The sequence below is a fragment of the Escherichia sp. MOD1-EC6819 genome (assembly GCF_002965765.1).
GTDB classification, from domain to species: domain Bacteria; phylum Pseudomonadota; class Gammaproteobacteria; order Enterobacterales; family Enterobacteriaceae; genus Escherichia; species Escherichia ruysiae.
In genome coordinates, this window is record NZ_PTRG01000003.1 from 1 (window position 1) to 19,434 (window position 19,434).

Genomic DNA, 19,434 nt, shown 5'->3' on the forward strand with positions numbered 1-19,434 from the left:
AGGCCTGCCGCCAGCGTTCAATCTGAGCCATGATCAAACTCTTCAATTTAAAAGTTTGATGCTCAAAGAATTAAACTTCGTAATGAATTACGTGTTCACTCTTGAGACTTGGTATTCATTTATCGTCCGAGGACGTTAAGAATCCGTATCTTCGAGTGCCCACACAGATTGTCTGATAAATTGTTAAAGAGCAGTTGCGACGCGGCTTTCAGCTCACTGTCGCGAGGTGGCGTATATTACGCTTTCCTCTTTCAGAGTCAACCCTGAATTTCAGAATTTTTCTCTTCAACCGAACCGGCTGTTTGTGTGAAGTGATTCACATCCGCCGTGTCGATGGAGGCGCATTATAGGGAGTCGTTTCAGGAAGACAAGCGGAAAAATGCATTTTTATTTCAACCGCTCATCTTTTAATCATTACGCCGGTTTTTGCTGCTTTTTTATCGCTTGCGGCAGGTCTGCCAGGCTATTTAACACCCAATCCGCCGCGTTTTCTGCTTCAGGCGTAATAGGTTTACCCGTACGCACCAGCACTTTTGTTCCGACGTTCGCCGCAGCCGCTGCCTGCATATCTTCTAATTTATCGCCCACCATATAAGAAGCGGCCATATCAATATGCAAATAATCGCGTGCCGACAACAGCATCCCTGGATGCGGTTTACGGCAATCGCAGACCTGGCGAAACTCTTCAACACTACCCTGCGGATGATGCGGGCAATAATAGATGCCATCCAGATCGACATCGCGGTCTGCCAGCGACCAGTCCATCCACTCGGTCAGCGTTTCAAACTGTGCTTCAGTAAATTTACCGCGAGCAATGCCAGACTGGTTGGTTACTACCACCAGCGCAAAGCCCATTTTTTTTAGCTCGCGCATGGCGTCAATAACACCATCGATAAATTCAAAGTTGTCGATCTCATGGACATAGCCGTGATCGACATTAATGGTGCCATCACGGTCAAGAAAAATTGCGGGTACGCTCTTCGCCACCTTTTATAGCTCCTTAATAAGGCATGTGACGCTAGTATCGCATGTTTCGACCAGCAAGAAAGTGCTCTTCGCATAAACCTGATTGATTTAGACGTCTGGATGCCTTAACATCCATTTCATTGACGGCGTTGCCCGTTCCAGGCATTCGAAATGCCACGACTAACTTAATGACGATAATAAATAATCAATGATAAAACTTTCGAATATCACCAAAGTGTTCCACCAGGGCACCCGCACCATCCAGGCGTTGAACAACGTCAGCCTGCATGTGCCAGCTGGACAAATTTATGGCGTTATCGGTGCCTCAGGCGCGGGTAAGAGTACGCTTATACGTTGTGTAAACCTGCTGGAGCGCCCAACCGAGGGTAGCGTGCTGGTCGATGGCCAGGAACTGACTACGTTGTCAGAATCCGAGCTGACTAAAGCTCGCCGCCAGATTGGTATGATTTTCCAGCATTTTAACCTGCTCTCTTCGCGTACTGTTTTTGGCAACGTGGCTCTGCCGCTGGAGCTGGACAATACACCGAAAGACGAGATCAAACGTCGCGTGACGGAATTGCTGTCATTGGTTGGTCTTGGCGATAAGCATGATAGCTACCCGTCGAATCTTTCCGGTGGGCAGAAACAGCGTGTGGCGATTGCCCGTGCGTTAGCCAGCAATCCCAAAGTATTGCTGTGTGATGAAGCCACCAGCGCGCTGGATCCGGCAACCACACGTTCTATTCTCGAACTGCTGAAAGACATCAACCGCCGTCTGGGTTTGACGATTCTGTTGATAACCCACGAAATGGACGTTGTGAAGCGAATTTGTGATTGCGTGGCGGTCATCAGCAATGGCGAACTGATCGAGCAGGACAAGGTAAGTGAAGTGTTCTCGCATCCGAAAACGCCGCTGGCGCAAAAATTTATTCAGTCGACTCTGCATCTGGATATCCCAGAAGATTATCAGGAACGTCTGCAAGCGGAGCCATTCACTGACTGCGTACCGATGCTGCGCCTGGAGTTTACCGGTCAGTCGGTAGATGCCCCACTGCTTTCTGAAACTGCGCGTCGTTTCAACGTTAATAACAACATTATTAGCGCGCAGATGGATTACGCCGGTGGCGTTAAGTTCGGCATCATGTTGACTGAAATGCACGGCACACAACAAGATACGCAAGCCGCCATTGCCTGGCTGCAGGAACACCATGTAAAAGTAGAGGTACTGGGTTATGTCTGAGCCGATGATGTGGCTGCTGGTTCGTGGCGTATGGGAAACGCTGGCAATGACCTTCGTATCCGGTTTTTTTGGGTTTGTGATTGGTCTGCCGGTTGGCGTCCTGCTTTATGTTACTCGTCCGGGGCAAATTATTGCTAACGCGAAGCTGTACCGTACCGTTTCAGCGATTGTGAACATTTTCCGTTCCATCCCGTTCATTATCTTGCTGGTATGGATGATTCCGTTTACTCGCGTTATTGTCGGTACATCGATTGGTTTGCAGGCAGCGATTGTTCCGTTAACTGTTGGTGCAGCACCGTTTATTGCCCGTATGGTCGAGAACGCCCTGCTGGAAATCCCAACCGGGTTAATTGAAGCCTCTCGCGCAATGGGTGCCACACCAATGCAGATCGTGCGCAAAGTGCTGTTACCGGAAGCGTTACCAGGTCTGGTTAACGCCGCAACTATCACCCTGATTACCCTGGTCGGTTATTCCGCTATGGGCGGCGCAGTCGGTGCCGGTGGTTTGGGTCAGATTGGCTATCAGTATGGCTACATCGGCTATAACGCGACGGTGATGAATACGGTACTGGTATTGCTGGTCATTCTGGTTTATTTAATTCAGTTCGCAGGCGACCGCATCGTCCGGGCTGTCACTCGCAAGTAACGTTCAACACAACATAAATAATTGAAGAAGGAATAAGGTATGGCGTTCAAATTCAAAACCTTTGCGGCAGTGGGAGCCCTGATTGGATCACTGGCACTGGTAGGGTGCGGCCAGGATGAAAAAGATCCAAACCACATCAAAGTCGGCGTGATTGTCGGTGCCGAACAGCAGGTTGCAGAAGTCGCGCAGAAAGTTGCGAAAGACAAATATGGCCTGGACGTTGAGCTGGTAACCTTCAACGACTATGTTCTGCCAAACGAAGCATTGAGCAAAGGCGATATCGACGCCAACGCCTTCCAGCATAAACCGTACCTTGATCAGCAACTGAAAGATCGTGGCTACAAACTGGTCGCAGTAGGCAACACTTTTGTTTATCCGATTGCTGGTTACTCCAAGAAAATAAAATCACTGGATGAACTGCAGGATGGTTCGCAGGTTGCCGTGCCAAACGATCCAACTAACCTTGGTCGTTCACTGCTGCTGCTGCAAAAAGTGGGCTTGATCAAACTGAAAGATGGCGTTGGCCTGCTGCCGACTGTTCTTGATGTTGTTGAGAACCCAAAAAACCTGAAAATTGTTGAACTGGAAGCACCGCAACTGCCGCGTTCTCTGGACGACGCGCAAATCGCTCTGGCAGTTATCAACACCACCTATGCCAGCCAGATTGGCCTGACTCCGGCGAAAGACGGCATCTTTGTAGAAGACAAAGAGTCCCCGTATGTTAACCTGATCGTAACTCGTGAAGACAACAAAGACGCAGAGAACGTGAAGAAATTCGTGCAGGCTTATCAATCTGATGAAGTGTACGAAGCGGCAAACAAAGTGTTTAACGGCGGCGCTGTTAAAGGCTGGTAATATTTAGGCTGTTTCCACAATTTGTAATATCATTCAGGACGGGCGCTTGCCCGTCTTGTCATTTTTACAAGCGCCTGATTCAATATTGACGTTTTGATCATACATTGAGGAAATACTATGCGTGCTTTACCGATCTGTTTAGTAGCACTCATGCTAAGCGGTTGTTCCATGTTAAGCAGATCCCCTGTCGAACCCGTTCAAAGCACTGCACCCCAGCCGAAAGCGGAGCCTGCAAAACCGAAAGCACCGCGCGCCACGCCGGTCCGAATTTATACCAATGCAGAAGAATTAGTCGGCAAACCGTTCCGCGATCTCGGTGAAGTCAGTGGCGACTCTTGCCAGGCCTCTAATCAGGACTCTCCACCGAGCATTCCAACCGCGCGTAAGCGGATGCAAATCAACGCCTCTAAAATGAAAGCCAATGCTGTTTTACTGCATAGCTGTGAAGTCACCAGCGGTACGCCAGGCTGCTACCGTCAGGCTGTATGTATCGGTTCTGCGCTTAACATTACGGCGAAATGAGCAGTTTCCAGTTCGAGCAAATAGGCGTTATTCGCTCGCCCTATAAAGAAAAATTCGCCGTTCCGCGCCAGCCTGGTCTGGTAAAAAGCGCCAACGGTGAACTGCATCTCACTGCTCCCTACAACCAGGCCGATGCCGTGCGCGGCCTGGAAGCGTTCAGCCATTTATGGATCCTTTTCGTCTTTCATCAAACGATGGAAGGCGGCTGGCGTCCGACTGTGCGCCCACCGCGCCTCGGCGGTAACGCCAGAATGGGCGTTTTCGCCACACGCTCTACTTTCCGCCCTAACCCGATTGGTATGTCGCTGGTAGAACTGAAAGAGGTTGTTTGCCATAAAGACAGCGTGATTCTGAAGCTCGGTAGCCTGGATCTGGTTGATGGTACGCCAGTGGTGGATATCAAACCGTATCTCCCCTTTGCCGAATCGCTTCCCGATGCCAGTGCCAGCTATGCGCAAAGTGCGCCAGTGGCAGAGATGGCAGTGAGCTTTACCGCAGATGTTGAAAAGCAACTATTGATGCTGGAGAAGCGTTATCCGCAGTTAACGCTGTTTATCCGCGAAGTACTGGCGCAGGATCCGCGTCCGGCCTATCGTAAAGGTGAGGAAACGGGCAAAACCTATGCCGTCTGGCTGCATGATTTTAATGTTCGCTGGCGCGTCACCGACGCAGGTTTTGAAGTCTTTGCGCTGGAACCGCGTTAAATTCACGCCCTTCTCTTTTGACATTTCTCCTGCACTGGTAAACTAAATCACTTTTTTTTGTCCCAGGCTCACCTTGAGCCTGTTCTACCTTCCAACTGGAACCGTAACAACATGCGTACTAGCCAATACCTGCTCTCCACTCTCAAGGAGACACCTGCCGACGCCGAGGTGATCAGCCATCAGCTGATGCTACGCGCCGGGATGATCCGCAAGCTGGCCTCCGGGTTATATACCTGGCTGCCGACCGGCGTGCGCGTTCTGAAAAAAGTCGAAAACATCGTGCGTGAAGAGATGAACAACGCCGGTGCGATCGAGGTGTCGATGCCGGTGGTTCAGCCAGCCGATTTGTGGCAAGAGAGTGGTCGTTGGGAACAGTACGGTCCGGAACTGCTGCGTTTTGTTGACCGTGGCGAGCGTCCGTTCGTACTCGGCCCAACTCATGAAGAAGTTATCACTGACCTGATTCGTAACGAGCTTAGCTCTTACAAACAGCTGCCGCTGAACTTCTATCAGATCCAGACCAAGTTCCGCGACGAAGTGCGTCCGCGTTTCGGCGTCATGCGCTCCCGCGAATTCCTGATGAAAGATGCTTACTCTTTCCATACTTCTCAGGAATCCCTGCAGGAAACCTACGATGCAATGTATGCGGCCTACAGCAAAATCTTCAGCCGCATGGGGCTGGATTTCCGCGCCGTACAGGCCGACACTGGTTCTATCGGCGGCAGCGCCTCTCACGAATTCCAGGTGCTGGCGCAGAGCGGTGAAGACGATGTGGTCTTCTCCGATACCTCTGACTATGCAGCGAACATTGAACTGGCAGAAGCTATCGCGCCGAAAGAACCGCGCGCTGCTGCTACCCAGGAAATGACGCTGGTTGATACGCCTAACGCGAAAACCATCGCTGAACTGGTTGAACAGTTCAATCTGCCGATTGAGAAAACGGTTAAGACTCTGTTGGTTAAAGCGGTTGAAGGCAGTAGCTTCCCGCTGGTTGCGCTGCTGGTGCGTGGTGACCACGAGCTGAACGAAGTTAAAGCAGAAAAACTGCCACAGGTTGCCAGCCCGCTGACTTTCGCGACCGAAGAAGAAATTCGTGCCGTGGTTAAAGCCGGTCCGGGTTCACTGGGTCCGGTAAACATGCCGATTCCGGTGGTGATTGACCGTACCGTTGCGGCGATGAGTGATTTTGCTGCCGGTGCTAACATTGATGGCAAACACTACTTCGGTATCAACTGGGATCGCGATGTTGCTACCCCGGAAGTTGCTGATATTCGTAATGTAGTGGCTGGCGATCCAAGCCCGGATGGTCAGGGTACGCTGCTGATCAAACGTGGTATCGAAGTCGGTCACATCTTCCAGCTGGGTACCAAGTACTCCGAAGCACTGAAAGCCTCCGTACAGGGCGAAGATGGGCGTAACCAAATTCTAACTATGGGTTGCTACGGTATCGGGGTAACACGCGTAGTCGCTGCGGCAATTGAGCAGAACTACGACGAACGCGGCATCGTATGGCCTGACGCTATCGCGCCGTTCCAGGTCGCAATTCTGCCGATGAACATGCACAAATCCTTCCGCGTACAGGAGCTTGCTGAGAAACTGTACAGCGAACTGCGCGCGCAGGGCATCGAAGTGCTGCTGGATGACCGTAAAGAGCGTCCGGGCGTGATGTTTGCTGATATGGAACTGATCGGTATTCCGCACACTATTGTGCTTGGCGACCGTAACCTCGACAACGACGATATCGAATACAAATATCGTCGTAACGGCGAGAAACAGTTAATTAAGACTGGTGACATCGTCGAATATCTGGTGAAACAGATTAAAGGCTGATGCCAGAAAGGGTCCTGAATTTCAGGGCCCTTTTTTACATGGATTGTATAAAATGGATAAACCAAAGGCGTACTGCCGCCTGCTTCTCCCCTGCTTTCTTTTACTTTCGGCCTGTACCGTTGATATCAGCCAGCCAGACTCATCAGCCACAGCGGTAGATGTCGAGGCAAAAACATGGGCAGTCAAATTCCAGCATCAAAGCTCTTTCACCGAACGATCAATAAAAGAAATAACCGAACCTGATCTCAAACCCGGCGATTTGCTGTTCTCCTCAAGCCTTGGGGTAACCTCATTTGGTATCCGCGTCTTCAGCACTTCCTCTGTAAGTCACGTTGCAATCTATTTGGGTGAAAATAACGTTGCAGAAGCGACTGGAGATGGCGTCCAGATTGTTCCCCTTAAAAAAGCCATGAAGCACAGTGATAAGCTTTTCGTCTTACGAGTCCCGGATCTTACCCCGCAACAAGCCACAGAAATCACCGCTTTCGCCAATAAAATCAAAGACAGCGGTTACAACTATCGTGGCATTGTCGAGTTCATTCCGTTTATGGTGACCCGCCAGATGTGCTCACTGAATCCGTTCTCCGAGGATTTTCGCCAACAGTGCGTCAGCGGGCTGGCGAAAGCGCAGTTAAGCAGTGTGGGCGAAGGAGACAAAAAGTCGTGGTTTTGTTCGGAATTTGTCACTGATGCATTTGCCAAAGCTGGGCATCCGCTTACGCTGGCGCAATCGGGCTGGATTAGCCCTGCCGATCTGATGCATATGCGTACTGGCGATGTCTCTGCGTTTAAGCCAGAAACGCAGTTACAGTATGTTGGGCACCTGAAGCCAGGGATTTATATCAAGGCGGGTCGCTTTGTTGGGCTGACTCAGTGATGAAAGCCGGAGAATGCTCCGGCTTTCAATTACTGCCCCAAACTACTGCAATCCTGGTTTGGGTAAAATTTCCCTGCCGTATCGGGCGCTAATACTTTGGTCGGCGCACCGGTATCCGGGTTAGCCTCAAGCGTAAAGTGACCTTCTACAGACAGTAACACGGGTTTTTCACTGTTACCGCGAGCAGCCAGGTAGCCACGTTCCAGCTCTGCGTTATTCGCCACCATGAAACGTTTTCCAGTCGCGCAATCAGTAAAGGTCGCCGCATCAGCCATATAAAAATACATGCCACGCAGAGTCATCGGTGTCATGGGGAGGCTGGACTTTGCAGGTTCCAGCGTGTAGTTGAACTGCGACTCAATTGGATTACCTTCACGATCGAGCATCTCCAGCGCATCCCCTTTCGCCCGATAATATGACTTTTCACCTTTGCTGTCGGTTAATACCAGCTTGTCAGCGGTTCGCGCCCATGTACCGTAGGAAGCGAAGGAGGAAGGTTCTTCACGAGCACCGAGATAACGCTCATTCATCACCCAGGTTCCATCTTTTTCGAGGAACAGAGAGGTTTCGATTCCTTCGCAATCGGCACACGGCAGCACGCCGCGCCAACTTTGCGGCATCGGTTTCAGTTCGGCAGCCTGCGCCGGGGAAAGCGTATCGACTTCGGCCCGATTATTACATCCCATCAGTGTAAAGAGGCTGATTACAGCCATCGCTGTCACAATCGCTTTTTTCACCATCCATTCCTTCTTTTTATTCCCGACCGCTGCGCACTTTGCCACGCATCGCCTTCACGCTTGATTTTTGTGCTTTCGATGCCAGCCTGCGCTCTTTCGATGCGCGGGTAGGTCGTGTCGGTCGCCGGGCTTTTTGTTCTGTTGTTAATTCTTTAATCACTGTCACCAGCCGGGCCAGCGCCGCTTCGCGGTTCAGCTCCTGGCTGCGGTATTCCTGTGCCTTAATGACTATCACCCCATCGCTGCTAATCAGATGATGGCTGGCGGCGAGCAGGCGCTCTTTGTAATACTCTGGCAGGCTGGACGCCCGAATGTCAAAACGCAGATGAATAGCCGTTGAGGTCTTATTAACATGCTGCCCGCCCGCGCCCTGCGCACGAATGGCGGTGATCTCAAGCTCACCATCGGGAATAGCAACATGTCGGGAAATCACAATCATGAAGGTTGTTGCCAGGCGGTTAAGTTCACTTCCAGATTATTCTTATCATCCGATAACCAGATCACGCCATCCTGAATTGTTGCCTGCAGCGTCATGGTACGATCGGCAAAGGCGCTTACTTTCGCCAGTTGCTCGTCATCCAGATACCAGACGGAAAGATTGGCAAACTGCGCGCATTTGCTCTGATTTTGCTGCCACCAGATTTGCGCCGCCCGACTATTATAGGCAAACAGCGCCACTTCTGCGGCCTGGGTGCAGGCTTTCTTAACCCGCCGCTCATCCGGCAGCCCCAGCTCAATCCACAAATCAATGCCCAGGTGATCGTTACGCAGCCACGCTTCCGGCTCATCATCGGCACACAAGCCACGGGTAAATTGCAGACGTTCATCGGCATATTTCAGCCACGCCAGCAGGCGCAGCATCATACGCTCCTGGGTTTCTGAAGGATGGCGCGCCAGCGTCAGAGAGGCATCGAGAAACTGGTTGCGGTCGAGATCGGCCACATTAACCGTCGCTTTATAAATTGTCGCTTTAAGCGCCATAAGAAAACTCCTTTCGAATCAGGAGGCCATTGTAACGGAATACGTGCAGTTGCGGCGCTGATATTGCAGAAATGAGTGTGGTATAGTCACCTTGCGAAACAGAGTTTATCTTCGTAGGCTTAGACTTGCATCCACGGTTAAGTCAGAGTGCTGACAGGAGGGCATGTGGAAAAATATTGTGAGTTAATACGCAAGCGGTACGCGGAAATCGCCAGCGGAGACTTAGGATACGTTCCGGACGCGCTGGGCTGCGTTTTGAAAGTGCTGAATGAAATGGCTGCCGACGACGCCCTTTCTGAGGCTGTCAGGGAAAAAGCAGCATACGCTGCGGCAAACTTACTGGTGAGCGATTATGTCAATGAATGATACGTATCAACCAATCAATTGTGATGATTACGATAATCTTGAGCTCGCCTGCCAGCATCATTTAATGCTGACACTTGAGATGAAAGATGGCGAAAAATTGCAGGGGAAGGCCAGCGATTTAGTCTCCCGCAAAAATGTGGAGTATCTGGTCGTCGAAGCCGCTGGCGAAACCCGCGAGCTGCGTCTGGATAAAATTACCAGCTTTAGCCATCCGGAAATCGGTACGGTGGTGGTGAGCGAGTCCTGATTCACTTTTGCCGGATGCGACGTTTGATACGTCTTATCCGGCTTTCACTTAACTAAGCGTTTCTCTGCCAGACAAAACTTACGCCATTCTCATCTTCAGCCACACCGTCTTGCGTCACAAAAATCCCCGCCGCCGCAATCAGCGTTTCGCCATAAAACAGTAGTGGCGTGGTGTCACGTAGCCACGGCGGCACGCCCAGCTCCTGCCAGATTTTCTTTAGCTTGCGCCCACCGTTGCGCCCGACAATATGCAGCAATCCTGGCGCTTTAAAACGCACGCTGACCGCTTCGTCTGCACGCGGAGGGCGAATATCTCCACCCGCAATAAGTTGCACACTTCCCAGACTTGCCGGTAATTCCAGCGGCTGTTGCCACGCCTGCCACGACACAACCGTTTCGCTTTGTCCGGCAACGGATTTAATCCACCACAATTGCGACTGATAGCGACGTATTTCAAACGCACCAAATCGCAAGCAAGGAGAAGCATCTTCCCGCGCCAGCGCCACTTCTTGCCAGATGCGCACCATCGCATCTCGGGAAGGCATCGGAGCATTCTGCCCTGCCAGCCAGCGGCGGATAATCGCCGCGCGACGGGCGTCGCTCATCGTCATCATTGGCGCAATCTGCAACGTCCCCTGCGGCGTTTGACAGTGCGCTAAATCATCCGCCAGCAGTTCATCTAACAGGCTCTCTTGTTCAGCGCAAAGCGCGGCGCTGCGAGCCGTTGCTTCGGTAAAATGCGGCCAACGCTGCTGCAATAACGGCACCACGCGCAGACGCAGGAAGTTACGATCGTATGAGTCGTCCTGATTACTTTCGTCTTCAATCCAGCGTAAATCATGCTCACGCGCCCACAGCTCCAGTTCTCCCCGCGTGCGAGCGAGCAACGGGCGGATAAGCCGCGTTCCGGCAAAATCGGAGACTTCCGCCATAGCCGAAAGCCCGGCAGGGCCGCTACCGCGTTTTAGCGCCAGCAGAAAGGTTTCACATTGATCGTCAAGATGCTGCGCGGTAACCAGCACTTCGCCAGGCAGAAGTGTACGGGCAAATGCCTGATAACGCGCCTGCCGCGCCTGGGCCTCAATGCCTAGCCCCTCTTGCGCAAGTTGTACGCGCTCGACCACCAGCGGCACCTGCCAATGCTGGCAGATGTTCTCGCAATGCGTAACCCAGGCATCGGCATTGGCACTTAAACCGTGATGCACATGGATAGCGCGTAGAGTGACGCCTGGATTTTCCGCCCGCCACTGCACCAACTGATGCAGCAGAACGGTGGAGTCAAGCCCGCCGCTAAAGGCCACCAAAATCTGGCGGGAGGTGAGAAGTTGTCTATTGAGCGTGAGTGTCATGATGGTGGAAATCTACAAGGTCGTTGCCCGGCACGTTACCGGGCAAATGCGGCAATGACAAGCCTTACTGCTCATACAGTTCCAGCGGCAGCCCGTCAGGATCGTTAAAGAAGGTGAACCGTTTTTGCGTGTATGGATCGACACGTATGGCTTCACACTTCACGTTATGGCTTTCAAGGTGCGCCACTGCCGCATCGATATCATCAACGCTAAACGCCAGATGCCGCAGGCCGCAGGCTTCCGGTCGGCTGGGGCGCTCCGGCGGGAACGGAAATGAGAAAAGTTCAATCACATATTGCCCATTAAGCGCCAAATCCCCTTTCCACGAATCGCGCTCTTCACGATAGACTTCGCTTTGCAGCGTGAAGCCGAGAATATCGCAGTAGAAAGCTTTGCTCACCGCATAATCCGTCGCAATAATCGCAATATGGTGAACCTGTTTTAAACCCAACATAGAATCTCCTGCATTGATATGATACGCACGTGCATCGCGATATATTGATAATACGCATAAATTGCAGGAAAGATGAATCAGACATTTACACTGACTTTAAAACAACATCTCAAACGCCTGTAATAGCGGTTGAGATGCGGTTTGGTGAAGCGTTTTACGGGAGATTACTCTGCGCTATTCTTGCTAACACTCTCAGCAATGCGGCGCAAATATTCGTTATTCTTAAACGCTATCATAATTAATTCGAAAGTCATACGACAGCTTATAAGACCAATGACGGTATAAGCTAACCCTAAGAGAAAGTTTCCGCTAAATATGGAGAAGACACCGCCTATCAGTGTCAGCACCATAGCCAGCCAGTAAAAAAACACCAGTACACGCGGCATAAGAAGACGATCAAATCCTAAAATTGCTTTCATATTTTATCCTTAAAAATTCTATGAGCCTGATAAATTTATATTATTTTTAACCACTGTGTATATTGGTATATGCCTCCGAAATCGGAGTTATCAACATGAGTTCAAGAATTTTTGGGATGGGGAAAATGAAAGTGAGATTATCTAAATGTATTTATAATATGACTAAATAAACTACATACAAAAAAGGTCACCGAAGTGACCCTTTTCAGAACATTTGCTGATTACGCGTAGCCGTAGCTCATCAGGCGCTGATAACGACGATTTTTTAAATCTTCAGTGCTTAACACGTCGAGATCGGCCAGATCCGCCAGCAGTTGCGCTTTCAAAGACGCCGCCATCGCTTCCGGGTTACGGTGAGCGCCGCCCAGCGGTTCCGGGATGATGGAGTCGATCAATTTCAGTTCTTTCAGACGCGGAGCGATGATGCCCATCGCTTCAGCCGCCAGCGGCGCTTTATCGGCGCTCTTCCACAGAATGGACGCACAACCTTCCGGCGAGATAACAGAATAGGTGCTGTATTGCAGCATATTCACTTTATCGCCCACGCCAATCGCCAGCGCGCCACCAGAACCACCTTCACCAATAACGGTACAAATAGTCGGTACGCTAAGGCGAGACATCTCACGCAGGTTGCGTGCGATGGCTTCTGACTGACCACGCTCTTCTGCGCCCACGCCCGGATATGCCCCCGGTGTGTCGATAAAGGTGATGATTGGCATCTTAAAGCGTTCAGCCATTTGCATCAGACGCAGTGCTTTGCGGTAACCTTCTGGCGCTGGCATACCAAAATTACGGCGAATTTTCTCTTTGGTTTCACGACCTTTCTGGTGACCAATAATCATCACCGGACGACCATCAAGACGTGCGATGCCACCGACGATAGCTTTGTCATCTGCATACGCGCGGTCACCTGCCAGTTCGTCAAATTCATCAAATGCCAGGCGAACGTAATCCAGGGTATAAGGACGCTGTGGATGGCGAGCCAGTTGCGCAATTTGCCATGCACCGAGATCGGCGAAGATTTTACGCGTCAGTTCTACGCTTTTTTCACGCAGACGATGCACTTCTTCATCGATGTTAATATCCAGTTTCTCATCCTGGCGGCTAACCGCAGTCAGAGAATCGATTTTCGCTTCCAGCTCTGCAATCGGCTGTTCAAAATCAAGGAAATTCAGACTCATAGTATTCCTGTATTAGTCAAACTCCAGTTCCACCTGCTCCGAACCAATGAGGCCACGGAGATCGTTTAATAAACGATCGCTCGGAGAGACACGCCACGTCGCGCCAAAACGCAACCGCGCACGTGCATCCGCCCTCTGATAGTAGAGATGTACTGGAATTGTCCCAGAGCGGTGGGGTTCCAGAGACTGACGGAGTCGGTTTAAAAGCTGGTCATCAATTTGCCTGTCCGTCAGCGAGATAGCAAGCCCGCGAGCATATTTTTCCCGGGCTTCGTCAATATCCATCACTTCGCGAGCGGTCATTTTAAGCCCACCGCTGAAGTCATCAAAGCTGACCTGTCCGCTGACGATAAGTATGCGGTCTTTTTCCAGCAATTGCTGGTATTTATCCAGGGCGTCAGTAAACAACATGACTTCCAGGCGCCCGGAACGGTCATCCAGCGTGCAGATACCGATACGATTGCCGCGCTTGGTGACCATAACCCGCGCGGCAATAACGAGCCCCGCAGCCGTGGTGACTTTACCACGTTCTGTCGGGTGCATGTCTTTCAGCCTTACGCCTCCGACATAACGCTCAATCTCTTTTAAATACTGGTTGATAGGGTGTCCCGTCAGGTACAGACCTAACGTTTCACGTTCCCCATCTAATACCACCTGCTCCGGCCACGGTTGGCAGCTGGCGTAGGATTGTTCAATTTGCTCAGGCTCTTCCGCCAGTACGCCAAACATATCGGCCTGGCCGATGGCTTCTGCTTTCGCGTGTTGATCTGCCGCTTTTAACGCATCGCCCAGCGAGTTCATCAGCGCCGCACGGTGTGGCCCCAGACGGTCAAACGCCCCGGACATGATCAGTTTTTCCAGCACTCGCCGGTTCAACTTTTTCGTGTCGGTACGGGCGCAGAGATCAAAAAGCTCGCGGAAGTAACCACCTTTATTTCGGGCTTCGATGATTGCCTCAATTGGCCCCTCACCTACCCCTTTGATGGCGCCAATACCATACACGATTTCGCCGTCGTCGTTGACGTGGAAATGGTAAAGACCGGAGTTTATATCCGGCGGCAGGATTTTCAGCCCCATCCGCCAGCACTCATCCACCAGGCCAACCACCTTCTCGGTGTTGTCCATATCGGCGGTCATTACCGCCGCCATAAACTCCGCCGGATAGTGCGCCTTCAGCCATAACGTTTGATATGACACCAAAGCATAGGCTGCGGAGTGCGATTTGTTAAATCCGTAACCGGCGAATTTCTCCACCAGGTCGAAGATTTTCATCGCCAGTTCGGCGTTGATCCCGTTCTTTTCTGCACCTTCAGCAAATACAGAACGCTGCTTGGCCATCTCTTCCGGCTTTTTCTTACCCATTGCACGACGCAGCATATCCGCGCCGCCGAGAGTATAACCAGAAAGTACCTGGGCAATCTGCATGACCTGTTCCTGATACAGGATAATGCCGTAGGTTGGCTCAAGTACCGGTTTCAGGCTTTCATGCTGCCACTGCACGTCCGGATAGGAGATCTCTTCGCGACCATGTTTACGGTCGATAAAGTTATCCACCATCCCTGATTGCAACGGCCCCGGACGGAACAGTGCCACCAGTGCAATCATATCTTCGAAGCAGTCAGGTTGCAGACGCTTGATCAGGTCTTTCATGCCGCGCGATTCAAGCTGGAATACCGCCGTGGTTTCCGAGCGTTGCAGCATGTCAAAACTTTTCTTGTCATCCAGCGGGATCGCAGCGATATCCAGCGGCGGCTCGCCATTCTTCGCTCGCCGCTTGTTGATCATCTCCAGCGCCCAGTTGATGATGGTGAGCGTACGCAAACCAAGGAAGTCGAACTTCACCAGCCCGGCGTATTCAACGTCGCTTTTATCAAATTGAGTGACTGGATGTTTGCCCTCTTCATCGCAATAAAGCGGCGCAAAATCGGTAATTTTGGTCGGCGCGATAACCACCCCACCGGCGTGTTTACCAGCGTTACGGGTGACCCCTTCCAGCTTGCGCGCCATGTCGATGAGCGCCTTAACTTCTTCATCCGCTTCGTAGATTTCTGGCAGTTGCGGTTCAGCTTCAAACGCTTTCGCCAGCGTCATCCCCGGATCGGGCGGGATCAGTTTCGAGATACGATCGACAAAGCCATATGGATGCCCTAGCACGCGACCTACGTCGCGGATCACCGCTTTTGCCGCCATCGTACCGAAGGTGATGATCTGCGATACCGCATCACGACCATACATGTCCGCCACGTGTTCGATAACCTGGTCGCGTTTCTCCATACAGAAGTCAACGTCAAAGTCAGGCATGGAGACACGTTCCGGGTTAAGGAAACGTTCGAACAGCAGGTCAAATTCCAGTGGATCGAGGTCGGTGATTTTCAGCGCATAAGCCACCAGTGAACCCGCACCGGAGCCACGGCCTGGCCCTACCGGTACGCCGTTATCTTTCGACCACTGGATAAATTCCATAACGATGAGGAAGTAGCCGGGGAAGCCCATCTGGTTGATAACCTGAAGTTCAGTATCCAGACGTTCGTCATATTCCGGGCGACGCTTAAGACGCTCTTCCTCGTCAGGGAATAAAAATGCCAGGCGCTCTTCCAGCCCTTCTTTTGCGCGCTTGACCAGATAATCTTCGGTGCTCATGTCCCCGGTCGGGAACTGTGGCAGGAAGTATTCACCAAGACGCACAGTTACGTTACAGCGTTTGGCGATCTCAACGGTGTTAGCAAGGGCTTCGGGGATGTCGGCAAACAGCTCGCACATCTCCTCTTCGCTACGCATATATTGCTGCGGCGAATAGTTACGCGGGCGTTTAGGATCATCCAGGGTAAAGCCGTCGTGGATAGCGACGCGGATTTCATGCGCGTCAAAGTCGCTGCTGTCGATAAAGCGCACGTCGTTGGTCGCCACGACGGGCAAACCGCGCGCTTCCGCCAGTTCTACCGCCGCGTGCAGATAGCTTTCTTCGTCCGGCCTGCCGGTGCGGATCAGTTCGAGAAAATAGCGATCCGGGAAGTGTTCTTCATAAAACGCAACGCACTCATCTACCAGCGTGCTGTTACCACGCAAAAGGCTGCGTCCGACATCGCCCATGCGCCCACCGGAAAGGAGGATCAGCCCTTCGTTTAATTCGATTAGCCAGTCGCGATCGATGATCGGCCCGGCAGCACCGTACCCGCGCTGATACGCTTTTGAGATCAGCAACGTCAGATTCTGATAGCCGGTATTGTTCGCCGCCAGTACCGTCAGGTGGGTTAACTCATCACCCAGCAGGTCGCACTGGACATTAAAATCTGCCCCGACGATAGGCTTAATCCCCGCGCCATGTCCCGCTCCGTAGAACTTCACCAGACCGCAAAGGTTGGTGAAATCGGTGATCGCCAGTGCTGGCATACCCAACGCCGCCGCCTTTTTTACCAGCGGCGCGGTTTTTGCCAGGCCATCGATCATCGAGTAGTCGCTGTGCACCCGCAGGTGAACGAAACGTGGTTCAGACATCTTCAGATTCCGGTTTACTTAATCTCGACACAAGAATCAGGACGCAAGTCCCAGTGCGCGTTTGACAGGGCCAAAGCTGCGCCGATGGTGTTCGGTCGCGCCGTGTTCAGCCAGTTTTTCAAGATGAAAAGCTGTTGGATACCCTTTGTGTTGGGCAAAGCCATATTGTGGATAAACGATGTCCAGCGCCGCCATTTCAGCGTCACGCGTGACTTTCGCCAGAATAGACGCCGCACTGATTTCCGGCACGCGGCTGTCGCCTTTCACCACTGCCATCGAAGGCATCGGTAATTTCGGACAGCGGTTACCATCAATCAACACATATTCCGGGACGATATGCAGCCCCGCAACCGCACGCTGCATCGCCAGCATGGTCGCGTGTAGAATATTCAGTTCGTCGATTTCATGAGGTTCAGCGCGACCCAGACTCCAGCTTAACGCTTTCTCTTTAATCTCTTCATACAACGCCAGACGGCGTTTTTCGCTCAGCTTTTTGGAATCATTCAGCCCGACAATCGGGCGCGCCGGGTCGAGGATTACGGCAGCGGTGACAACCGCGCCAACCAACGGCCCACGTCCGACTTCATCCACACCCGCAACGAGCTGCGTGTGCGGATAAACAAATTCGATCATTGTGCTAACTCCAGAACGGCTTGTGCCGCCTGCTCATCGGCATTGCAGCGGATCTGCTGATGCAGTTCGCGGAAAGTGTCGTGCATCGCGTGGCTGGTTTTCCCGTTCGCCAACAGCGGTAACAACGCCTCTGCCAGTTTTTGCGGCTCACACTCTTCCTGCAATAACTCTTTGACTAACTCTCTGCCCGCCAGCAAATTGGGTAGAGAGACATAATCAGTTTTCACCAGTCGCTTCGCCAGCCAGAAGGTGAAAGGCTTCATGCGATATCCCACCACCATCGGGCATTTCGCCAGCATACACTCCAGTGCTGCCGTACCCGACGCCAGTAGCGCCGCATCGCTTGCCACCATCGCCTCACGCCCCAATCCATCTAAGAGATGAACAGCAAGGTCTGGCGCAACTTCAGCTTTGATGCGTTCAAACTGCTCGCGGCGTTTGGCATTCACCAGCGGCACCACAATCTCAAGATCGGGATATGTCTGGCGCAAAAGCTGAGCCGTTTTCAGGAAATCGGCACTAAGCATCTCAACTTCCGCACCACGACTGCCAGGCAGCAACGCCAGGCAGTGGGCATCATGGGGGATCCCCAACACATCACGGGCGGCGTTTTTATCTGGATCTAACGGCATGGCATCAGCCATGGTGTGACCGATAAAACGACACGGCACGTTGTATTTGTCATAAAACGCTTTTTCGAAAGGCAGAAATGCGAGCACCAGATCGGTGGCTCTGCCTATTTTGAAAACGCGTTTCTGTCGCCACGCCCAGACGGACGGACTGACGTAATGAATGGTTTTGATACCCTGCTTTTTGAGGTTACCTTCGAGGGTAATGTTGAAATCAGGCGCATCAATGCCGACAAAAACATCTGGCTTCAGTTCACCAAAACGCTTTGTCAAATCGGCACGAATATACAGTAAGCGACGCAAACGGCCGAGCACTTCCACAATGCCCATCACCGCCAGCTCTTCCATTTCGTACCAGGCTTCGCAGCCTTCAGCCTGCATCCGTGGCCCGGCAACACCAACAAAGCGGGCGTTGGGCACACGTTCTTTCAGAGCGCGGATTAAACCGGCTCCCAGGATATCGCCGGAGGTTTCTCCGGCGACCAGGGCAATCGTTAATGGACGCTGTTCAGCCATTAACGAATCAGACCGCGCGTTGAGCGTGCAAAGAAATCGGTAAACGCTTTCACTTCCGGATAAGTTTCCGCCAGTTCAGCAATTTCCGGTTTCACTTCATCGAGCGTTTTACCGCTGCGATAAATCAGCTTATACGCATTGCGGATAGCAGTAATCGCCTCACGGCTAAAACCGCGACGCTTCAGTCCTTCGATGTTGACACCGAACGGCGTTGCGTGGTTACCCTGCGCAATGACATAAGGAGGGACGTCCTGCGCCACACCGGAGCAACCGCCAACCATCACGTGCGCACCAATGATGCAGAACTGATGGACTGCGGTCATGCCGCCGATGATCGCGAAGTCATCTACCGATACGTGCCCCGCCAGCGTTGCGTTGTTGGCGAGAATACAGCGGTTACCTACCGTACAATCGTGCGCAATGTGCGCATTGATCATCAGTAAGTTGTCGCTGCCCACCTTCGTCAATCCACCGCCCTGGACTGTGCCACGATGAATGGTGACGCTTTCGCGAATGCGGTTACGATCGCCGATTTCCACACGGGTCGGTTCACCAGCATATTTCAGATCCTGGTTAACTTCGCCGATGGAGGCGAACTGATAAATCTCATTGTCGCGACCAATTTTAGTATGGCCATTCACGACAACGTGAGATTTCAGTACGGTCCCCTCACCAATTTCAACATGGGGTCCAACGATACAAAAAGGACCAATGTGAACGTTGGCACCAATCGACGCGCCCTCTTCCACAATGGCGGTTGGATGCACAAAGGCGGATTTATCAATCAC

Annotated in this window: 21 protein-coding genes; 9 read left to right on the plus strand and 12 right to left on the minus strand. The window is 52.0% G+C overall.

What is annotated here, in order from left to right; all coding sequences use genetic code 11:
- Positions 1 to 414: 414 nt before the first annotated feature.
- Positions 415 to 987: a D-glycero-beta-D-manno-heptose 1,7-bisphosphate 7-phosphatase gene (gene gmhB, locus A7Z06_RS03890; RefSeq protein WP_001140174.1), complete on the minus strand. Its 573-nt coding sequence runs from the start codon at positions 985 to 987 to the stop codon at positions 415 to 417.
- A gap of 187 nt (positions 988 to 1,174) precedes the next feature.
- Here gmhB and metN point away from each other — a divergent pair, with 187 nt between their 5' ends.
- From metN to A7Z06_RS03925, 7 genes are all read left to right on the plus strand, one after another.
- Positions 1,175 to 2,206, plus strand: a complete 1,032-nt coding sequence (gene metN / locus A7Z06_RS03895) for a methionine ABC transporter ATP-binding protein MetN (protein WP_000593990.1) — start codon at positions 1,175 to 1,177, stop codon at positions 2,204 to 2,206.
- Positions 2,199 to 2,852, plus strand: coding sequence for a methionine ABC transporter permease MetI (locus A7Z06_RS03900; protein WP_001294600.1), 654 nt, complete (start codon positions 2,199 to 2,201; stop codon positions 2,850 to 2,852). Before metN ends, A7Z06_RS03900 begins: the two co-directional genes overlap by 8 nt.
- A gap of 39 nt (positions 2,853 to 2,891) precedes the next feature.
- Complete coding sequence (gene metQ / locus A7Z06_RS03905; protein WP_000874226.1) at positions 2,892 to 3,707, plus strand: methionine ABC transporter substrate-binding lipoprotein MetQ; 816 nt, start codon at positions 2,892 to 2,894, stop codon at positions 3,705 to 3,707.
- Positions 3,708 to 3,824: 117 nt separating this feature from the next.
- Entirely contained in the window at positions 3,825 to 4,229 is a 405-nt protein-coding gene (gene rcsF, locus A7Z06_RS03910; protein ID WP_001202329.1) for an Rcs stress response system protein RcsF, read from the plus strand.
- Entirely contained in the window at positions 4,226 to 4,933 is a 708-nt protein-coding gene (gene tsaA / locus A7Z06_RS03915) for a tRNA (N6-threonylcarbamoyladenosine(37)-N6)-methyltransferase TrmO (RefSeq protein ID WP_000094034.1), read from the plus strand. The genes rcsF and tsaA overlap by 4 nt, the downstream gene beginning before the upstream one ends.
- A 111-nt stretch (positions 4,934 to 5,044) precedes the next feature.
- Positions 5,045 to 6,763 (plus strand): proline--tRNA ligase, encoded by a 1,719-nt coding sequence (proS, locus tag A7Z06_RS03920; RefSeq protein ID WP_001260712.1) that lies wholly within the window; start codon positions 5,045 to 5,047, stop codon positions 6,761 to 6,763.
- Between the two features lie 52 nt (positions 6,764 to 6,815).
- Entirely contained in the window at positions 6,816 to 7,640 is an 825-nt protein-coding gene (locus A7Z06_RS03925; protein ID WP_000360454.1) for a YaeF family permuted papain-like enzyme, read from the plus strand.
- 29 nt (positions 7,641 to 7,669) lie between these two features.
- Here A7Z06_RS03925 and nlpE read toward each other — a convergent pair whose 3' ends face one another.
- The 3 genes from nlpE to A7Z06_RS03940 are packed head-to-tail and all read right to left on the minus strand — an operon-like array spanning position 7,670 to position 9,358.
- Positions 7,670 to 8,380: an envelope stress response activation lipoprotein NlpE gene (nlpE, locus tag A7Z06_RS03930; RefSeq protein WP_000239165.1), complete on the minus strand. Its 711-nt coding sequence runs from the start codon at positions 8,378 to 8,380 to the stop codon at positions 7,670 to 7,672.
- Positions 8,381 to 8,393: 13 nt separating this feature from the next.
- A complete protein-coding gene (arfB, locus tag A7Z06_RS03935; RefSeq protein WP_000635553.1) occupies positions 8,394 to 8,816 on the minus strand; it encodes an alternative ribosome rescue aminoacyl-tRNA hydrolase ArfB in 423 nt (140 codons plus the stop codon).
- Positions 8,813 to 9,358 carry a YaeQ family protein gene (locus A7Z06_RS03940; protein WP_001185297.1) on the minus strand — a complete coding sequence of 182 codons (546 nt, stop codon included), beginning with the start codon at positions 9,356 to 9,358 and terminating at the stop codon, positions 8,813 to 8,815. Before A7Z06_RS03940 ends, arfB begins: the two co-directional genes overlap by 4 nt.
- A gap of 165 nt (positions 9,359 to 9,523) precedes the next feature.
- Between A7Z06_RS03940 and A7Z06_RS03945 the strand changes: the two genes are divergently transcribed.
- Together A7Z06_RS03945 and rof are read left to right on the plus strand one after the other, a co-directional pair.
- Entirely contained in the window at positions 9,524 to 9,724 is a 201-nt protein-coding gene (locus tag A7Z06_RS03945; protein WP_000417058.1) for a YaeP family protein, read from the plus strand.
- Positions 9,711 to 9,971: a Rho-binding antiterminator gene (gene rof / locus A7Z06_RS03950; protein ID WP_000062320.1), complete on the plus strand. Its 261-nt coding sequence runs from the start codon at positions 9,711 to 9,713 to the stop codon at positions 9,969 to 9,971. Before A7Z06_RS03945 ends, rof begins: the two co-directional genes overlap by 14 nt.
- Before the next feature lie 52 nt (positions 9,972 to 10,023).
- Here the strand turns inward: rof and tilS are convergent, their stop codons facing one another.
- The 8 genes from tilS to lpxA form a co-directional block, all read right to left on the minus strand.
- Positions 10,024 to 11,319, minus strand: coding sequence for a tRNA lysidine(34) synthetase TilS (gene tilS / locus A7Z06_RS03955; protein ID WP_000176530.1), 1,296 nt, complete (start codon positions 11,317 to 11,319; stop codon positions 10,024 to 10,026).
- 64 nt (positions 11,320 to 11,383) lie between these two features.
- Positions 11,384 to 11,773 (minus strand): VOC family protein, encoded by a 390-nt coding sequence (locus A7Z06_RS03960; RefSeq protein WP_000901103.1) that lies wholly within the window; start codon positions 11,771 to 11,773, stop codon positions 11,384 to 11,386.
- A 164-nt stretch (positions 11,774 to 11,937) separates the two neighbouring features.
- The gene (locus tag A7Z06_RS03965) at positions 11,938 to 12,192 is read right to left on the minus strand and encodes a DUF4282 domain-containing protein (protein ID WP_000644313.1); all 255 of its coding nucleotides are present in this window, start codon (positions 12,190 to 12,192) and stop codon (positions 11,938 to 11,940) included.
- Between the two features lie 221 nt (positions 12,193 to 12,413).
- Positions 12,414 to 13,373, minus strand: a complete 960-nt coding sequence (gene accA, locus A7Z06_RS03970) for an acetyl-CoA carboxylase carboxyl transferase subunit alpha (protein WP_000055746.1) — start codon at positions 13,371 to 13,373, stop codon at positions 12,414 to 12,416.
- Positions 13,374 to 13,385: 12 nt separating this feature from the next.
- Positions 13,386 to 16,868 (minus strand): DNA polymerase III subunit alpha, encoded by a 3,483-nt coding sequence (gene dnaE, locus A7Z06_RS03975; protein ID WP_001294794.1) that lies wholly within the window; start codon positions 16,866 to 16,868, stop codon positions 13,386 to 13,388.
- A 36-nt stretch (positions 16,869 to 16,904) separates the two neighbouring features.
- The gene (gene rnhB / locus A7Z06_RS03980; RefSeq protein ID WP_000569438.1) at positions 16,905 to 17,501 is read right to left on the minus strand and encodes a ribonuclease HII; all 597 of its coding nucleotides are present in this window, start codon (positions 17,499 to 17,501) and stop codon (positions 16,905 to 16,907) included.
- A complete protein-coding gene (gene lpxB / locus A7Z06_RS03985) occupies positions 17,498 to 18,646 on the minus strand; it encodes a lipid-A-disaccharide synthase (protein ID WP_000840598.1) in 1,149 nt (382 codons plus the stop codon). The genes rnhB and lpxB overlap by 4 nt, the downstream gene beginning before the upstream one ends.
- On the minus strand, positions 18,646 to 19,434 hold the full coding sequence (lpxA, locus tag A7Z06_RS03990) for an acyl-ACP--UDP-N-acetylglucosamine O-acyltransferase (RefSeq protein WP_000565979.1): 789 nt from the start codon (positions 19,432 to 19,434) through the stop codon (positions 18,646 to 18,648). The genes lpxB and lpxA overlap by 1 nt, the downstream gene beginning before the upstream one ends.

Coding starts and splice junctions, on each gene's coding strand:
- accA (WP_000055746.1), bottom strand. CDS start 13,373: ATGAGTCTGAATTTCCTTGATTTTGAACAGCCGATTGCAGAGCTGGAA.
- A7Z06_RS03925 (WP_000360454.1), top strand. CDS start 6,816: ATGGATAAACCAAAGGCGTACTGCCGCCTGCTTCTCCCCTGCTTTCTT.
- tsaA (WP_000094034.1), top strand. CDS start 4,226: ATGAGCAGTTTCCAGTTCGAGCAAATAGGCGTTATTCGCTCGCCCTAT.
- A7Z06_RS03940 (WP_001185297.1), bottom strand. CDS start 9,358: ATGGCGCTTAAAGCGACAATTTATAAAGCGACGGTTAATGTGGCCGAT.
- A7Z06_RS03960 (WP_000901103.1), bottom strand. CDS start 11,773: ATGTTGGGTTTAAAACAGGTTCACCATATTGCGATTATTGCGACGGAT.
- proS (WP_001260712.1), top strand. CDS start 5,045: ATGCGTACTAGCCAATACCTGCTCTCCACTCTCAAGGAGACACCTGCC.
- dnaE (WP_001294794.1), bottom strand. CDS start 16,868: ATGTCTGAACCACGTTTCGTTCACCTGCGGGTGCACAGCGACTACTCG.
- metQ (WP_000874226.1), top strand. CDS start 2,892: ATGGCGTTCAAATTCAAAACCTTTGCGGCAGTGGGAGCCCTGATTGGA.
- A7Z06_RS03965 (WP_000644313.1), bottom strand. CDS start 12,192: ATGAAAGCAATTTTAGGATTTGATCGTCTTCTTATGCCGCGTGTACTG.
- nlpE (WP_000239165.1), bottom strand. CDS start 8,380: ATGGTGAAAAAAGCGATTGTGACAGCGATGGCTGTAATCAGCCTCTTT.
- A7Z06_RS03900 (WP_001294600.1), top strand. CDS start 2,199: ATGTCTGAGCCGATGATGTGGCTGCTGGTTCGTGGCGTATGGGAAACG.
- lpxB (WP_000840598.1), bottom strand. CDS start 18,646: ATGGCTGAACAGCGTCCATTAACGATTGCCCTGGTCGCCGGAGAAACC.
- arfB (WP_000635553.1), bottom strand. CDS start 8,816: ATGATTGTGATTTCCCGACATGTTGCTATTCCCGATGGTGAGCTTGAG.
- tilS (WP_000176530.1), bottom strand. CDS start 11,319: ATGACACTCACGCTCAATAGACAACTTCTCACCTCCCGCCAGATTTTG.
- rof (WP_000062320.1), top strand. CDS start 9,711: ATGTCAATGAATGATACGTATCAACCAATCAATTGTGATGATTACGAT.
- metN (WP_000593990.1), top strand. CDS start 1,175: ATGATAAAACTTTCGAATATCACCAAAGTGTTCCACCAGGGCACCCGC.
- rcsF (WP_001202329.1), top strand. CDS start 3,825: ATGCGTGCTTTACCGATCTGTTTAGTAGCACTCATGCTAAGCGGTTGT.
- rnhB (WP_000569438.1), bottom strand. CDS start 17,501: ATGATCGAATTTGTTTATCCGCACACGCAGCTCGTTGCGGGTGTGGAT.